The sequence below is a fragment of the Rothia aerolata genome (assembly GCF_014635585.1).
Classification (GTDB): domain Bacteria; phylum Actinomycetota; class Actinomycetes; order Actinomycetales; family Micrococcaceae; genus Rothia; species Rothia aerolata.
Genome location: NZ_BMDC01000001.1, coordinates 573961 through 588728, shown reverse-complemented (window position 1 = coordinate 588728; position 14768 = coordinate 573961). Strand labels below are relative to the sequence as shown.

Below are 14768 nucleotides of genomic sequence, written 5' to 3'. Positions count from 1 at the left end.
AAAGGTAAACCAAAGATGAGTTTTGAACTGAGCCGCGAACGGTACACCAGCCTCTACGGCCCCACCACCGGCGATGCCGTTCGCCTGGCAGACACCGAGCTGTTTGCTGAAATTGAATACGACCTCACCACCCCCGGCGAAGAAGCAGTTTTCGGCGGCGGTAAGGTGGTTCGCGACGGCATGGGCCAGAACAGCCACATGGTACGCGACATGGGTATTCCTGACCTCGTGATTACCAACGTGGTGGTTATTGACTGGAGCGGAATCTATAAGGCAGACGTGGCAATCCGCGACGGCCACATTATGGCAATTGGCAAGGCGGGTAACCCCCACACCATGGAGGGTGTCAACATCACCATCGGCGTTGCCACCGACGTGGTGGCCGGTGAGGGCAAGATTCTTACCGCGGGCGGTATTGATACCCACATCCACTTCATCAGCCCCGACCAGATTGAGACAGCCCTGGTCTCCGGCATCACCACCATGTTCGGTGGCGGTACCGGCCCCAGCGAGTCCACCAAGGCAACCACCATCACCCCCGGTGAGCGCAACATCCACAACATGTTGCAGTCCTTTGAAGAGTTCCCCATGAACTTCGGCCTGCTGGGTAAGGGCCACGGTTCATCGTTATCACCCATGGCAGAGCAGATCCGAGCCGGCGCGGTGGGGCTAAAGATTCACGAGGACTGGGGCGCAACGCCGTCCTCCATCAACACCGCCCTGCAGGTTGCCGACGAGTACGACGTGCAGGTGGCAATCCACACCGACACCCTCAACGAGGCAGGCTTCGTTGAAGATACCCGCGCAGCTATTGCCGGCCGTGTCATCCACACCTTCCACACCGAGGGCGCAGGCGGTGGCCACGCCCCCGATATTATCGAACTGGCCGGCGACGAGAACATTCTTCCCGCCTCCACCAACCCGACCCTGCCCTACACCAAGAACACCCTCGAAGAGCACCTCGATATGCTCATGGTCTGCCACCACCTCAACCCCTCGATTCCCGAGGACGTCGCGTTTGCAGACTCCCGCATTCGTAAGGAGACCATCGCGGCGGAGGACGTTCTGCAGGACATGGGCGTGTTCTCCATGACCTCCTCGGACTCTCAGGCGATGGGTCGCGTGGGCGAGGTTATTATGCGCACCTGGCAGGTGGCCGACTCCATGAAGAAGCAGCGCGGTAAGCTCGCTGAAGATGAGGGAAAGACCGGCGATAACTTCCGTATTAAGCGCTTTATCGCCAAGTACACCATCAACCCCGCGATTGCCCACGGCATCTCGCACGTGGTGGGCTCGGTGGAGCCCGGCAAGTTTGCTGACCTGGTGCTGTGGGAGCCGCAGTTCTTCGGCGTGAAGCCCGATCTGATTATCAAGGGCGGCCAGATGGTCAACAGCATTATGGGCGACCCCAACGCATCGATTCCCACCCCGCAGCCCCGCTGGTACCGTAAGGCTTTCGGTGCCTACGGTAGCGCTGTGTCCAGCACCTCCATCACCTTCATGTCGCATGCCTCCGTCCTCAACGGAGTCTCGCGCCAGCTGGGTCTCAAGAAGCATATTCGGGCGGTCAAGGGCATTCGTGATCTGAAGAAGTCAGACCTGAAGCTCAACGGCGAAATGCCCCGCCTCAGCGTTGACCCCGAGACCTACGAGGTGCGGGTGAACGGAGAGCCCATTACCGCCAAGCCCCAGGATGAACTTCCCATGGCCCAGCGCTACTTCATGTTCTAAGAAGGGACGCTCTTGATAGTTACTGAAATTCTAGGAAACACCCACGAGGAAGCCGGTGCTGCCCTGGTTGAGGGCCGCCACCTGGAGAAGGTGGTGCTTCCCAGCGCTGACCTGGTCAAGCGAATTCAGCGGGTGAGCACCGACCACCAGAAAGAAATCGGTCTGCGCCTGCCCGCCAACTCGCCCGACCTCAAGGACGGCGATATTCTCGCCCTGGAAGACACCGGCGAGCACGGTAACGCCATTGTGGTGTCTGTGCTTCCCACCGATGTGCTGGTGATTGCGGCCTCCTCCATCGTTGAGATGGCCTTTGTGGCTCATTCCCTGGGCAACCGCCACCTGCAGGCTCAGTTCTTTGATCGCAGTAGCGAGTACGAGGCCGAGGTGATGGTGGTGCAGTATGACCACACGGTAGAGGATTTCCTCAAGCACCACGGTGTCTCCTACTCCCGCCAGGAAAGGATCATACCCGTGCCCTTCCGCCACGCAGAACACACCCATTAGCAGATGGTAGGTTCACCGCTGGCACCCCTGCTGGGAATGATGCAGCTGACTGACTCTGCGCTACCGACCGGTGCATTTAGCCATTCTTTGGGTTTTGAAACCTATATGCACCGCGAGGAGCTCGAGGATGAAGCATCATTCTCAGCATGGATACGCATGTTTATTGAACAGCAGCTCACCTTCACCGATGCGCTGGCGATTCGGCTGGTGTATGCGGCGGCTTCTTTTGAGGACGTCGCCGCCCTGGACGAGCTGGTGACCGCCCAGGCTCTGCCGCAGCAGATTCGAGAGGGCGGTATCACCATGGGTAAGCGGCTTCTTTCGCTGGCTACCGCGTCTTACCCCAGTGCCTGGGTTGAGGCCTATGCCGCCGGGGTAGCCGAGGGCCGTCTCAGCTCCCACCAGGCTGTGGTGTGGGGCGTGATTGCCCGCAACCTTGAGGTTCCGGTGGAAGAGGCGGTGGCATCGCACCTCTACGCCACCGTGATTTCGCTGACCCAGAATGCTGTGCGCGCCATTCCACTGGGCCAAAATACCGGTCAGCGGGTGATTCGGGCAGCCCAGGACTGGGTGGGCCGGGCAGTCGAGGAATCGGCAACCCTGACCGAAGAAGATTTAGGGGCTATCGCTCCCGGGCTAGAAATCGCGCAAATGCAGCACGAGCGTCAGCGCGCTCGACTCTTTATGAGCTAGCCCCACTATAGGAAGAAAAGGTTTGATGATGGATCCGATTATTATTGGCATTGGCGGCCCCGTGGGCGCCGGTAAGACCCAGCTGATTGAGCGTATCTCTCGTTCCATGAGCGATGAGATTTCAATGGCTGCTATTACCAACGATATTTACACGATTGAAGACGCTAAGATTCTGGCGCGGAACTCCGTGCTTCCCGAATCTCGGATTATCGGTATTGAGACCGGCGGTTGCCCCCACACAGCTATCCGCGAGGATACCTCTATGAACGAGGCGGCTATCGAGGATCTCAAGAAGCGTTTTGATGACCTACAGATTATCTTTGTTGAATCTGGTGGCGATAACCTTTCGGCAACCTTCAGCCCCGAACTGGTGGACTTCTCCATCTACGTGATTGACGTGGCGCAGGGGGAGAAGATTCCCCGCAAGGCGGGCCAGGGCATGATTAAGTCAGACCTGTTCGTTATCAACAAGACCGACCTTGCCCCCTACGTGGGTGCGGACCTCAAGGTGATGGAGGAAGACTCTAAGGTTTTCCGCAAAGATAAGCCCTACGCCTTCACCAACCTTAAGACAGACGAGGGTCTTGAGACCGTGGAGAACTGGATTCGCCACGATGTGCTGATGCTGGATCTTGCCTCCTAGAATCTATGGCTACTGAACACGAAACCCAGAAGTGGGCGGGTGTGCTCAAACTCGGTGTCACCGACCGCGGTGGGCGGTCGGTGGCAACGAGCCAGTACCACGAGGGGGCACTGCGCGTGCTGCGCCCGCACTATCTCGATGGCTCTTCGCAGGTGACTTACACCGCCGTCAACCCCGGTGGGGCCTATTTTGGGGCTGACCGCTACCTGCTGGATATTGCGGTGGATGACGGCGCTTCGCTGCTACTCACCACCCAGTCTGCCACCAAGGTTTATAAGACCCCGCAGGGCCCGGCCTCGCAGCAGATGAGGGTAGAGCTTGGCCCCGGCGCCGTCTTTGACTACCTGCCCGATCAGCTGATTGTTTACCGCGAGGGAGCCTACCGGCAGGCTACCACCGTGACGATGGACCCCACCGCCTCGCTGACCATGTCAGAGATTATCACCCCGGGCTGGGCGCCGGACGGTGCCCCCTTCAAATACCGCCAGCTGCGTATGCGCACCGAGATTCGGGTAGCGACTGAGCAGGGGAGCAAGCTCCTGGCGGTGGACCAGCTGCGGCTCAACCCCGATGAGCTGGGGGACGTTCAGGGCGTGGGGCTCTTGGAGGGCTTTAGCCACACCGGCCAGCTTCTTTTAGCTGATGCCCGTATTGACGACGCTCTCTATGCCCGGCTGGCAGAGCTGGTCGATGAATCCGCAACCCGCTCCGGCATCACCCGCGCTGGTTTGGAGACCCTCGGGGTCAGGTGCGTGGTGGTGCGGTCTTTGGCACACTCCACCGAGGAGATTGCTGCCCTGCACCACAGCATCGTCAACCTCACCCGCAGGCTGTGGCGCGGCCAGCCAGACCTTGATTTACGCAAGCACTAAAGAAGGGGAACCATGAAGATTCAGGATGTTCTGAGGGGAATCTCCCAAATTTATTTTGTACGAAGCACTGCCACCGGCATCCTGATTCTTGTCGGGGTTGCTCTCTTTGACCTGCGCACCGCGGTGCTGATGCTCTTTGGCTCCCTGGTGCAGAGCCTCACCGGTCTTGCGGTGAAGCGTCGGGCTGCGGTGGCTGATGGATTATTCGGTTTCAACGGCGCGCTGGTGGGGGCGGCTGCCGGGGTTCAGCTTCAGAACTGGTGGCTGGGCCTGGCAGTCACCCTGGTGGGCGCTACCCTCTGCACCCCCGTTCATTTTCTCTTTGAGAAGCTCTTTGCTCTGGGGGCCCTGCGTAAAGCCGCCCTTCCCGTTTCCACCGCCCCCTTCTGCACGGTCACCGGTGTGCTGATGACCCTGCTTACCCCCTGGCTTGCCCAGGGTGGCGCACTCAGCTCGGGGCAGGGACTGATGGGCGTTTACGTGGGACTGGCCAATAACCTGGCTGAGGTGGTGCTTGCGGACGGCGCTCTCACGGGTGTGCTGATTGCGTTGGGTCTCTTCGCCGGCGGTGGCGCTGTTCTGGGTGCTTTTGCCCTCTGGGGAAGTGCCTTGAGTTTGCTTCTGGCTGCCCTGATCCACGGAGGACTCCTGCCCGTTTCCACCGGCCTCTTCGGCTATAGTGCCGTGCTGGTTTCCATCGTGCTGGGAGCTACCTTCTGGAACAACCGCCCACTGGCCACCCGTATCATAGCCGCCACGATCGGCGTCCTGCTGACCCTGGGCATCCAGCCCCTACTGGCCCTCACTCCCATTCCGGTCTACACCTGGCCCTTCCTGCTCTCCATGTGGATTGTGATGCTGGTTGGTGCCCGGTTCACCCCGGCTTCTCCCAAAAAGCCTTAGTATAGCCAGAAGTGATAGTGCAGAAAGAAGAAAATCATAGCGACCCTCTGGGCACCCAGCGGCTGCGCTCGCGTGCCCTGCTGTGGCTGATCCTGCTACTGGTGGGTCTTGCCGTCTCAGTTTTTCTCGGCATCACGGTGGGGGCGGTGCCGCTGACCCTGGGCGAAACCATGCAGGTGATTGCCCACCACACGGTAGCTCCGCAAAGCCAGGTCACCTGGCCCGCCTCGGTTGATGCCATTATCTGGCAGGTGCGCCTACCTCGGGTGATTCTTGCCGTGGTGGTCGGTGCCAGCCTTGCCGTGAGCGGTATGGTACTTCAGGCTATGGTGCGCAATGTTCTCGCCGAACCCTACCTGCTGGGTATCAACTCCGGTGCCTCGGCGGGAGCCGCCCTCGCCATTCTCTTTGGGGCGGGAGTGGGAGCTTTCGGCGCCTATGCCCTACAGACCACGGCCTTTCTCGGTGCCCTAGCATCCTCGATTCTCGTCTACTTTCTAGCGAGAACGGGCGGCCGTATTACCTCCCTGCGGCTGCTTCTCTCGGGTGTAGCGGTGGGCTATGCGCTGAACGCCCTCACCAGTTTTCTCATCTTCGCCAGCGGAGATGCAGAAGGCACCCGGTCGGTCATGTTTTGGCTGCTGGGTTCGCTAGCTTTGGCGGTGTGGGGAACCCCGCTGGCGGTGATGATTCTGGTCGCCGGTCTGACCCTCTGCCTGCTGTGGGCTATGAGCAAGTACCTGGATGTTCTCTCGGTGGGGGATGAATCGGCCCTCACACTGGGTATTTCTCCCGAAAAGATCCGCCTGATTCTGCTGGTGATAGTCTCACTCAACGTGGGAGTGGTGGTGGCCATGGCAGGTAGTATCGGCTTTGTGGGGCTGATTATTCCCCACCTGGCCCGGCGCTGCGTGGGTGCCACCCACCGGGTTGCGCTTCCGGTGGCGGCTTTGATGGGGGCTATTCTTCTGACGCTGGCCGACCTCGTGGCTCGTACAGTCCTGGCACCCCAGGAAATCCCTATCGGTATTCTCACCGCTATGGTTGGTACCCCCTTCTTGCTCGTTCTCATCAAGAAAATGCGTTCATATTCTTAGGAAGGCTAGTTTTCCCTTGAACAACTCACTCAAGATTTTTAGCGCTGTCGCGGCCTCAGGCCTGCTTCTGCTGACCGGCTGCGCGCAGGGGCAGACCTCAGCGGCGTCGTCCGAAAACTCCATTACCGTGCAGAACTGCGGGGTAGACGTGACCTTTAACAAGACCCCCGAACGCATGGTGATCCTTAAATCAGCGGCGGTACCGGCCCTGCACGACCTCGGGGTGATGGATAAGGTGGCCGCCCGCGCGGGTGCTTACCCCGATGAATACTATGACCAAGCGACCCGCGATGAACTCAGCAAAATTCCGATGCTCTCTGACGATTTGGATGCCAGCGGCCACCTGAACATATCTAAAGACGCCGTGATTTCCCAGCAGCCAGACCTGGTGCTGGGCGAGGTGGATAACCTGGATCGAGCCTCCCTCTCCCAGCTGGGCATTCCCCTGATCGAGGAGCCCGCCATGTGTAAGAGCGGCGCCCCCGAGCACCAGAGCTTTGAGTCTATCTACGACCAGCTAGAAACCTACGGCACTATTTTTGATAGGGAGGATCGCGCCGAGACCGCAATCAGCGACCTCAAGAACCGGGTGGAGGCGGTCAAGGAGCGCGTGGGAGACGGGGACGGGCGCACGGCGGCCGTTCTCTACCCAACGGTGGGCGGCGGCACCACCTACGCCTACGGAACCAAGTCAATGGCAGAGCCCCAGCTCGAAGCTGCCGGTTTTAAAAATGTGTTTGACAACGTCGATCAGCGGGTGTTCGAGGTAACCAGCGAAGACCTCATCAACCGGAACCCCGACGTGCTGATTCTGCTCTATTCGGAGGGGGATCCGCAGGCGGTGGCCGATGCGGTGAAGAACCTTCCCGGCGCTGACTCCATGACGGCGGTGCGGGACGACCAGGTGATGGTGCAGCTGATGAACTTCACCGAGCCCGCCACCCCGCTGGCGGTCGATGGCCTGGAGAAGATTGCTGAGAGGTTCTATCAATGATTCGGGCGAGCAACCTGAGCTTTTCCTACGGGCCGCATCGGGTGCTGCACGAGATTAATCTGGTTCAGAACCCCGGAAGGGTTCTGGGGCTGGTGGGGCCCAACGGCAGCGGTAAGTCAACGCTGATTCGCAACCTGGGCGGCAGTCTGAAACCTGAGGCGGGGCAGGTGAGCCTGGGGGAGAAAGACCTGGCAGACTACAGTTCCCAGGAGCTTGCCCGCACCGTCTCAATGGTGGTTCAGGAGCGCGATAGCGAGCCGGGGCTGACCGTTGCGCAGATGGTGATGCTGGGGCGCACACCCCATCTGGGGCTCTTTGCCCGCCCCGGTGCCCAAGACCAAGAGATTGTGCTTGCCAGCTTAGAGTCGGTGGGCGCTGTGCACCTGGCGCAGAGGTTCTTTGCGGAGCTCTCCGGCGGCGAGAAACAGCGGGTGCTCATCGCGCGTGCCCTGGCCCAGAGCACCCCCTATATTCTGCTGGATGAACCCACCAACCACCTCGATATCAGGCACCAGCACGAGCTGCTGAGACTGGTGCGAGCCAGCGGGCGGGAGACGGTGATTGTGCTCCACGACCTCAACCTCGCCGCCCGCTACTGCGACGACGTCGCTCTGCTCGATCGCGGGCGCCTGGTGGCGCAGGGGAGCGCCGATGAAATTTTGAGCCCAGACTATTTAGAACCCGTCTACTCCATCGGGGTTCACCGGCTGGCCTTTCAGGGGACAACCCACCTTATTTTTGAACCGCGTGATGAAGAAAGCACCGCATGAACGCACAGGAATCTATTAACGCCTACTGGAACCAGCGGGCGCACACCTACCACCGCCTTCAGCAAAGGGATAGCCGCAGGCAGGTGGATTTTGAATTTTGGTCAGGGCTGCTGGCTGAGACCCTGCCTGCCGGGAAACAAAAAGTTTTGGACATCGGAACCGGCTCGGGTTTTCTCGCCCTGGTGCAGGCGCGGCTGGGCAAGCAGGTGACCGGTATTGACCTCTCTGAGCAGATGCTTGAGCTGGCCCGCCACGAGGCAGCCCAGCTAGAAGATGCAAACCGCCCCGACTTTCTTCTGGCCGATGCCGTTGACCCGCAGCAGAGTCTGGGTAACCAGACCTTCGAGGTGATTACCAGCCGCTACCTCATGTGGACCCTGCGTAGCCCAGTGCAGGCGCTAGAGAACTGGAAGCACCTGCTGGTGCCCGGCGGTCGGCTGGTGGTGGTCGATGCTCCCTGGTTCCCGCAGGGCCTGGGCGAAAATAAGACTGAAAATTTTGCCACTCTCTACGATGAAAGCGTGCGGGCAGAATTACCTCTCTCTGAAGCCGCCAGCATCAGCGGGGTGGTAGAAGCGATTTCAAGTGCCGGTTTTGAAGATGTAACGGTTCGAGAACTCAGCGAGCTTCACGCCCTGGACCTTGCCCTGGGCGCAACCCCGGGCCACGAGCCCACCCTGCAATACACGGTCACTGCCCGGGCTCCCGAAACAGAGCTGAAACAGAATTAACCTGCCGGCTACACGGCGTCACCGAAGCGAAACAAAAATCCACTGACGGTAACCCAACCGTTACTGTTCCCCACGAAAAATCGAAACACGCTGGGCGTTCAATAGTCATATCGAACCACACGCACAGCGTTAACGATTGAAGGGAACGGGTATGGAACTCGATGCAGCAAGCGTATGGACCATCGTCGCTGCGGCCTTGGTGCTTTTTATGACGCCGGGGCTCAGCCTCTTCTACGGAGGTATGACCCGCGCTAAGGCGGCGCTGAACATGATGATGATGTCCATCATTTCCATGGGGCTAGTCGGTGTGGTGTGGGTGCTCTGGGGCTACTCAATGAGTACCGAGCCTGCCCTGATTAAAGAGGTGGTGGGTTCTCCTATCACCAACTTTGGTCTGATCGATATGGTCAATCAGTCGCCGGAAGACCTGCTGGGTGTGGGCTTTTCTGCAACCTTCGCTATTATCGCCGTGGCGATTATTTCGGGATCGGTGGCCGACCGGGCCAAGTTCTCTGCCTGGATTGCTTTTGTTCCCCTGTGGATTACCCTGGTTTACTGCCCGCTGGCCTTTATGGTGTGGGGTGGCGGCCTCTTTGGTGAGGACGGCGCGATCGGTTCGGTTCTCGGCGAAGCAATCGACTTTGCCGGTGGCTTGGTGATTCACATTAACGCCGGTGTGGCCGGTCTGATTCTTGCCCTGGTGCTGGGTGCTCGTCAGGGCTTCGGTAAGGATCCTAACCAGCGCCCCCACAACCTCCCCTTCGTGATGCTCGGTGCTGCTATTCTCTGGTTCGGCTGGTTTGGCTTCAACGCCGGTGCCGCTTCTGACCCCGCCCAGGCAGGTTTGATTTGGGTCAATACCCTGGCAGCTCCCGCGGCTGCTATGCTCGGCTGGACTGTTCTTGAGCGTATTCGCGATGGCCACGCTACCTCGCTCGGCGGAGCCTCCGGTATTGTGGCAGGCCTGGTTGCTATTACTCCCGCCTGCGCCAACATTGACCCGGTCTGGGCAATCGTGCTGGGCTTTATCTCCGGTATCGTCTCAGCCTACGCGGTGGGTCTGAAATACACCTGGGGCTATGACGACTCCCTGGACGTGGTGGGTGTTCACCTGGTTTCTGGAATCATCGGCACCGTGGCTCTTGGCTTCATCGCCACCCCTGAAACCGGTACCGCCGGTCTCTTCTACGGCGGCGGAGTCGGCCTGCTCATTACCCAGGTAGTCGCTACCATCATCTCGGTGGTCTACTGTGCAGTGGTTACCCTGGTGATCGCCCTGGTGATCCACAAGACCCTCGGTTTCCGGGTGAGCGAAAAGCAGGAGGTTCAGGGCATCGACCTGGCCCAGCACGCCGAGACCGCCTACTCCTTTGCATCAGGCACCTCGGGTACCTTCTCCCACTCCGAACAGAAACCCTCTTTCTAAGGACCGACGATGAAACTAGTGACAGCAATTCTTCAGCCCGAAAAGTTCCAGGATATCCGCCAGGCCCTCGAAGAGTTCGGCATCAAGGGCATGACAGTCTCCGAGGCCCAGGGCTACGGCCAGCAGGGCGGGCACGTAGAGGTCTACCGCGGCAAGGAATATCAGGTTAATCTTCTGCCCAAGGTTCGGCTTGAAATTCTCACCGATGACTCGCAGGCGCTCGACATGGTGGATCTCATTATTGCCACCGCCAATACGGGGTCTGCCGGGGACGGCAAAATCTGGGTAACCACCGTCGATGAGGCGATTCGAGTTCGCACCGGCGAACGGGGCGAAGCCGCCCTGTAGGAGGCGGTTGTAAAAGAGGGGCCGGGTACAGCTTGTACCCGGCCCCTTTCTGTTCGGCGGAACACCGCTCCAATACTTCATGGTTCAAGTGTTATGGTGGAGACAGTTTTACTCTCAGCGTTTCAAAGGGGAGACATGTTCAGTATTGATGAATCAAGCTTTGAAGATTTTACTACCCGGCTCGCCACCGCCGATGACGCCTCGGCTATATGGTCGCTTCTGCAGGTTGCCGCGCGCCCCGATGCCAGCGAAGAAGAACGGGCCCGGAAAGGTTTTGTGCAGGGGCAGATGGGTCAGGACGGCGCCGCCGCCTGGGCCGGGGCAGAAGCAGCGGATCGCGGGGCGGTAGTGGTGGAAGATAGCTCGACCGGTTCTATAGTGGGAGCTCTCTTCTTCACCGGGGTTCCTCCGGTCAAAGAGGGGCTGCCGCCGATGGTGCTGGGCATCGCCACGGTGGTTGCCGAGAAGCTGAACCCCGCCACAACTCTCGCCTACGGGCCCCTTGCAGTCTCCGACGACTTTGCCGGTAGGGGACTCGCCTCGCTTTTGATCCACCGGGTTGCTGAGATTGCCGCCCGGCTGGGCCGCACCCACCTTGCCGCGGGCGTAGAAGACGCCAACCGCGCGTCCTTGGGCCTGCACCAGCACTTAGGAGCCGAAGTATTCGGGAACTTCAAACGGCAGGAGAGGGGCTATCACGTGGTGGGTTTTGCCTTGGTAGACTAAAACCCATGAAACTTATCTCCTGGAATATTGACTCCCTCAATGCTGCCCTGACCTCTGATTCTGCCCGCGCGCTGCTCTCTCGGGCAACGCTGAAAACCGTGGCTGACCTCAAGCCCGATGTGCTGGCTATCCAGGAGACCAAGCTCTCGGCCAAGGGCCCCACCAAGAAGCACGAAGAAGTTCTGGGGGAGTACTTTCCCGGCTACCAGATTGTCTGGGTTTCCTCGGTGGAGCCCGCCCGCAAGGGCTATGCGGGTACCATGTTCCTCTATAAGGAGGAGCACCAGCCGCAGGTGACCTTCCCCAAGATTGAAAGCCCCACCACCATGGACCACGAGGGGCGCATGATTACCCTGGAATTTGACCACTGTTTCGTCACCCAGGTCTACACCCCTAACGCCTCAGACGGCCTCAAGCGCCTGGCAGACCGCCAAATCTGGGATCAGAAGTACGCCGCCTACCTTTCAAAGCTCGATCAGATTAAGCCCGTGCTTGCCACCGGCGACTTCAACGTGGCCCACACCGAGATTGACCTGGCAAACCCCAAGTCCAACACCCGCTCACCGGGCTTCACGATTGAGGAGCGAGACGGCTTCACCAACCTGCTCAACGCCGGCTTTACCGATACCTTCCGCCACCTGCACGGTAACGTGACCGGAGCTTACACCTGGTGGGCCCAGCGCTCGCGCACCTCAAAGATTAACAACACCGGCTGGCGCATTGACTACTGGCTGGTTTCAAACCGGGTGGCTGACCAGGTGAGGGTCTCAGAAATGATTGACTCGGGGGAGCGGCAAGACCACACCCCGATTCTGATGGAGATTGACCTCTAAGACCGCTGGTTTCTACCGGATAGGTTTTTCGCTCGCCCCACCCAATGCGTTATCCTTAGAGATTGATGGAAATCTTGAGGATAGCCTCAGCAATCAACCGAAAGTAGTTCACGGCTCGTGTTTAATTCACTCTCTGACCGCCTAGCGAATACCTTTAAGAACCTGCGTGGCAAGGGGCGTTTGACTGAGGCGGATATTGACGCCACAGTACGCGAAATTCGCCGCGCCCTGCTGGATGCTGACGTTGCGGTACCGGTGGTGCGCGAGTTTGCCGCCCATATTAAGGAGCGCGCGCTCGGTGCTGAGGTTTCTGAGGCGCTGAACCCCTCGCAGCAGATCGTCAAGATTGTCAATGAGGAGCTACAGCAGATTCTCGGTGGCGAGACTCGCCGTATTAACATGGCTAAGTCCGGCCCCACCATCATTATGCTGGCCGGTTTGCAGGGTGCGGGTAAAACCACCCTGGCCGGTAAGCTGGCCAAGTGGCTCAAGGGCAAGGGTCACACCCCCATGCTGGTGGCCTCTGACCTTCAGCGCCCCAACGCGGTGAACCAGCTCAAGGTGATCGGTGAGCGCGCGGGCGTGCCCGTTTTCGCCCCGCACCCCGGTGTGACCTCTGAGTTTGAAGAGGCAACCGGCAACCCCGTGCAGGTGGCCCGCGACGGCGTGGCTGAGGCGCGCGCCAAGCTGCACGACGTCGTCATTGTCGATACCGCTGGCCGCCTGGGTGTGGACGCTGAACTCATGGCCCAGGCCCGCGACATTCGCGATGCTATTGAGCCCAACGAAGTTCTCTTCGTGATTGACGCGATGATTGGTCAGGATGCGGTGAACACCGCCCTGGCCTTCAACGAGGGTGTGGACTTTACCGGCGTGGTTCTCTCCAAGCTGGACGGCGACGCCCGCGGTGGTGCGGCGCTCTCCGTTGCTTCGGTGACCGGCAAGCCGATTATGTTTGCCTCCACCGGTGAGAACGTTGACGACTTTGAGCAGTTCCACCCCGACCGTATGGCATCGCGCATTCTGGATATGGGCGATGTGCTGACCCTGATCGAGCAGGCTGAGGCTAGCTGGGATAAGGCTGAGGCCGACCGCATGGCCCAGAAGTTTGTGGATCAGGAAGACTTCACCTTTGATGACTTCCTGGCCCAGATGCAGCAGATTCGCAAGATGGGCTCCATGAAGAAGATGCTGATGATGATGCCCGGTGCGGCCCAGATCCGTCAGCAGCTGGAGCAGTTTGACGAGAAAGAGATTGACCGCGTTGAGGCAATCGTTCGCTCCATGACCCCGCACGAGCGCGTGGCCCCTAAGATTATTAACGGTTCCCGCCGCGCCCGTATTGCTAAGGGTTCGGGCGTGACTGTCTCTGAGGTCAACCAGCTCATGGAACGCTTTGCCCAGGCACAGAAGATGATGAAGAAGCTGGCTTCGGGCAACATGGCGGGCCTGCCCGGCGGTATGCAGATGCCCGGTATGGCAGCGGCTGCCGGCCAGATGCGCAAGAACAACAAGAAAAACAAGGGCAAGAACAAGAAGGGCCGTTCGGGTAACCCGGCTAAGCGCGAGCAGCAGGCACTGGCCGCCCAGCAGAAGAAGCAGGCACCCGCAGGTTCTTCCTTCGGCCAGCAGGCTAACCAGGACTTCAATATGGAAGACATGAACCTGCCCAAGGGCTTTGAGAAGTTCCTGGGCGGAGATAAGTAACCGCCGGGGAGCTTTTCCGGGCGCGAGTTTTCGCTAGGAGGACGAAGGAGGACGCCGCTGACCGGCCCCGCCGCGCGCGGGTGGGTGAGCGGCGTCCTCCTGTATCTTTCTCCCCGCAAGATTCCGCTATGAGAGTTTTCTGCTGTGTTGCGCCCGCTTTTTCGATACTGTGGTGATGACTAGGTAAGTGGCGCCCGCTACGAGCGGGTGCGTGTTCACGAAGTGAGGTAGTCATGGCTGATACGTATCTTTCGCACGATGAACTGGTGGCCTTTATTGCGACCCTACCGACCCGCCGCCTGGCATCGGCGGCCCTAATTCGTGACCCGCAGAACCGTATTCTGGCGGTCAAGCCCAATTACCGCGATGGCTGGTCTCTACCCGGCGGAACGGTCGAGGCGGGCGAGGCCCCTAAAGAGGGCTGCTTCCGCGAGGTGGAAGAAGAGGTGGGCCTGAGCCTTGAGCCCGGTCGGGTGCTGACCATCTTCCACGGCCTGCAGCAGGGTGTGTGGGGAGACTCCACCTACTACATCTACGACGGCGGTGTGATCGATGCCGATACGAAGATTACCCTGCAGGAAGAAGAGCTGGTTACCTACGAGTGGCTGGCCCAGGACCAGTTCGATGAATATTTTGGGCCCCATTTTGCCACGAGGCTCCGTGATTGTTTCAGGGCGCTTGAAACCGGTGAGGTTATTGAAACTTCATCGGGGGAGAACCTGCACCAGAAGTAAAGATTTTCGGCCTCGGTTGCCGTTTCGATAAGAAGTCAAAGGACACTTGAAAAGAC

The 14768-nt window shown here is 59.5% G+C and carries 16 protein-coding genes; all 16 read left to right on the top strand.

Translation table 11 applies throughout. The features are described from left to right. Nucleotides 1-15 precede the first annotated feature (15 nt). The gene (gene ureC, locus IEV00_RS02620; RefSeq protein WP_188358765.1) at nucleotides 16-1731 is read left to right on the top strand and encodes an urease subunit alpha; all 1716 of its coding nucleotides are present in this window, start codon (nucleotides 16-18) and stop codon (nucleotides 1729-1731) included. A gap of 12 nt (nucleotides 1732-1743) precedes the next feature. Further along, entirely contained in the window at nucleotides 1744-2235 is a 492-nt protein-coding gene (gene ureE, locus IEV00_RS02615; RefSeq protein ID WP_188358764.1) for an urease accessory protein UreE, read from the top strand. Between the two features lie 3 nt (nucleotides 2236-2238). Then, nucleotides 2239-2928 (top strand): urease accessory protein UreF, encoded by a 690-nt coding sequence (locus tag IEV00_RS02610; RefSeq protein WP_188358763.1) that lies wholly within the window; start codon nucleotides 2239-2241, stop codon nucleotides 2926-2928. 28 nt (nucleotides 2929-2956) lie between these two features. Beyond that, nucleotides 2957-3571: an urease accessory protein UreG gene (gene ureG / locus IEV00_RS02605; protein WP_188359426.1), complete on the top strand. Its 615-nt coding sequence runs from the start codon at nucleotides 2957-2959 to the stop codon at nucleotides 3569-3571. Nucleotides 3572-3576: 5 nt separating this feature from the next. Continuing rightward, on the top strand, nucleotides 3577-4443 hold the full coding sequence (locus IEV00_RS02600; protein ID WP_188358762.1) for an urease accessory protein UreD: 867 nt from the start codon (nucleotides 3577-3579) through the stop codon (nucleotides 4441-4443). A 12-nt stretch (nucleotides 4444-4455) separates the two neighbouring features. Next, nucleotides 4456-5346 (top strand): urea transporter, encoded by an 891-nt coding sequence (locus tag IEV00_RS02595; protein WP_188358761.1) that lies wholly within the window; start codon nucleotides 4456-4458, stop codon nucleotides 5344-5346. Nucleotides 5347-5363: 17 nt separating this feature from the next. Beyond that, on the top strand, nucleotides 5364-6443 hold the full coding sequence (locus IEV00_RS02590) for a FecCD family ABC transporter permease (protein ID WP_229723024.1): 1080 nt from the start codon (nucleotides 5364-5366) through the stop codon (nucleotides 6441-6443). A 16-nt stretch (nucleotides 6444-6459) separates the two neighbouring features. After that, nucleotides 6460-7437 (top strand): ABC transporter substrate-binding protein, encoded by a 978-nt coding sequence (locus tag IEV00_RS02585; protein WP_188358760.1) that lies wholly within the window; start codon nucleotides 6460-6462, stop codon nucleotides 7435-7437. Further along, nucleotides 7434-8207 carry an ABC transporter ATP-binding protein gene (locus tag IEV00_RS02580; protein WP_188358759.1) on the top strand — a complete coding sequence of 258 codons (774 nt, stop codon included), beginning with the start codon at nucleotides 7434-7436 and terminating at the stop codon, nucleotides 8205-8207. Before IEV00_RS02585 ends, IEV00_RS02580 begins: the two co-directional genes overlap by 4 nt. Further along, the gene (locus IEV00_RS02575) at nucleotides 8204-8938 is read left to right on the top strand and encodes a class I SAM-dependent methyltransferase (protein ID WP_188358758.1); all 735 of its coding nucleotides are present in this window, start codon (nucleotides 8204-8206) and stop codon (nucleotides 8936-8938) included. Before IEV00_RS02580 ends, IEV00_RS02575 begins: the two co-directional genes overlap by 4 nt. 151 nt (nucleotides 8939-9089) lie before the next feature. Further along, nucleotides 9090-10364 carry an ammonium transporter gene (locus IEV00_RS02570; protein ID WP_188358757.1) on the top strand — a complete coding sequence of 425 codons (1275 nt, stop codon included), beginning with the start codon at nucleotides 9090-9092 and terminating at the stop codon, nucleotides 10362-10364. Nucleotides 10365-10373: 9 nt separating this feature from the next. Further along, nucleotides 10374-10712: a P-II family nitrogen regulator gene (locus tag IEV00_RS02565; protein ID WP_188358756.1), complete on the top strand. Its 339-nt coding sequence runs from the start codon at nucleotides 10374-10376 to the stop codon at nucleotides 10710-10712. Between the two features lie 135 nt (nucleotides 10713-10847). Continuing rightward, nucleotides 10848-11438, top strand: coding sequence for a GNAT family N-acetyltransferase (locus tag IEV00_RS02560; protein WP_188358755.1), 591 nt, complete (start codon nucleotides 10848-10850; stop codon nucleotides 11436-11438). A 5-nt stretch (nucleotides 11439-11443) separates the two neighbouring features. After that, nucleotides 11444-12271 (top strand): exodeoxyribonuclease III, encoded by an 828-nt coding sequence (locus IEV00_RS02555; RefSeq protein WP_188358754.1) that lies wholly within the window; start codon nucleotides 11444-11446, stop codon nucleotides 12269-12271. A 117-nt stretch (nucleotides 12272-12388) separates the two neighbouring features. Next, nucleotides 12389-13978, top strand: a complete 1590-nt coding sequence (gene ffh, locus IEV00_RS02550; RefSeq protein WP_188358753.1) for a signal recognition particle protein — start codon at nucleotides 12389-12391, stop codon at nucleotides 13976-13978. 233 nt (nucleotides 13979-14211) lie between these two features. After that, nucleotides 14212-14712 carry an NUDIX domain-containing protein gene (locus IEV00_RS02545; protein WP_188358752.1) on the top strand — a complete coding sequence of 167 codons (501 nt, stop codon included), beginning with the start codon at nucleotides 14212-14214 and terminating at the stop codon, nucleotides 14710-14712. Nucleotides 14713-14768 lie beyond the last annotated feature (56 nt).

What these genes read in the sequence shown, in the direction of transcription:
- ureC (WP_188358765.1), top strand. Translation starts at nt 16, where the DNA reads ATGAGTTTTGAACTGAGCCGCGAACGGTACACCAGCCTCTACGGCCCC.
- IEV00_RS02595 (WP_188358761.1), top strand. Translation starts at nt 4,456, where the DNA reads ATGAAGATTCAGGATGTTCTGAGGGGAATCTCCCAAATTTATTTTGTA.
- IEV00_RS02600 (WP_188358762.1), top strand. Translation starts at nt 3,577, where the DNA reads ATGGCTACTGAACACGAAACCCAGAAGTGGGCGGGTGTGCTCAAACTC.
- IEV00_RS02610 (WP_188358763.1), top strand. Translation starts at nt 2,239, where the DNA reads ATGGTAGGTTCACCGCTGGCACCCCTGCTGGGAATGATGCAGCTGACT.
- IEV00_RS02580 (WP_188358759.1), top strand. Translation starts at nt 7,434, where the DNA reads ATGATTCGGGCGAGCAACCTGAGCTTTTCCTACGGGCCGCATCGGGTG.
- IEV00_RS02570 (WP_188358757.1), top strand. Translation starts at nt 9,090, where the DNA reads ATGGAACTCGATGCAGCAAGCGTATGGACCATCGTCGCTGCGGCCTTG.
- IEV00_RS02555 (WP_188358754.1), top strand. Translation starts at nt 11,444, where the DNA reads ATGAAACTTATCTCCTGGAATATTGACTCCCTCAATGCTGCCCTGACC.
- IEV00_RS02575 (WP_188358758.1), top strand. Translation starts at nt 8,204, where the DNA reads ATGAACGCACAGGAATCTATTAACGCCTACTGGAACCAGCGGGCGCAC.
- IEV00_RS02565 (WP_188358756.1), top strand. Translation starts at nt 10,374, where the DNA reads ATGAAACTAGTGACAGCAATTCTTCAGCCCGAAAAGTTCCAGGATATC.
- IEV00_RS02560 (WP_188358755.1), top strand. Translation starts at nt 10,848, where the DNA reads ATGTTCAGTATTGATGAATCAAGCTTTGAAGATTTTACTACCCGGCTC.
- ureG (WP_188359426.1), top strand. Translation starts at nt 2,957, where the DNA reads ATGGATCCGATTATTATTGGCATTGGCGGCCCCGTGGGCGCCGGTAAG.
- IEV00_RS02545 (WP_188358752.1), top strand. Translation starts at nt 14,212, where the DNA reads ATGGCTGATACGTATCTTTCGCACGATGAACTGGTGGCCTTTATTGCG.